Origin of the sequence: Methylobacterium sp. E-041 (assembly GCF_022829665.1) — a bacterium.
In the GTDB taxonomy this organism is placed as follows: domain Bacteria; phylum Pseudomonadota; class Alphaproteobacteria; order Rhizobiales; family Beijerinckiaceae; genus Methylobacterium.
In genome coordinates this window covers 1-268 of the sequence record NZ_JAKSYQ010000258.1, presented here as the reverse complement: position 1 = coordinate 268, position 268 = coordinate 1, and the positions used below count along the sequence as shown (strand labels likewise).

General features: G+C 72.4%; 1 pseudogene. It reads left to right on the top strand.

Going from position 1 to position 268, the window contains the following annotated elements:
• Positions 1-268, top strand: a pseudogene (locus MKK70_RS23350) (PhnA-like protein); the annotation flags it as partial.

The window sequence follows — 268 nt, the reverse complement described above, 5'->3', positions numbered from 1 at the left end:
CCGGCATTCTCGCAGCCACCGCCGGCGGCTGGCTCGCCGGGCGCCTCTCGGGGAAGCCCGCCAACACCACCACCGCCTACCACGGGCTGCTCGCCTGGGCGGTCTCGACGCTGGTCGTCGTGTACCTGCTGTCCTCGGCGGTGGGCGGCATCGTCAGCGGCGCATCGAGCGCGGTGTCGAGCACGCTTGGCGGTGCCGGCAACCTGGTCGGTGGTTCAGTGAAGACTGCGGCACAGGCCGCTGCCCCGTCGCTGCCGGGCATGGACAA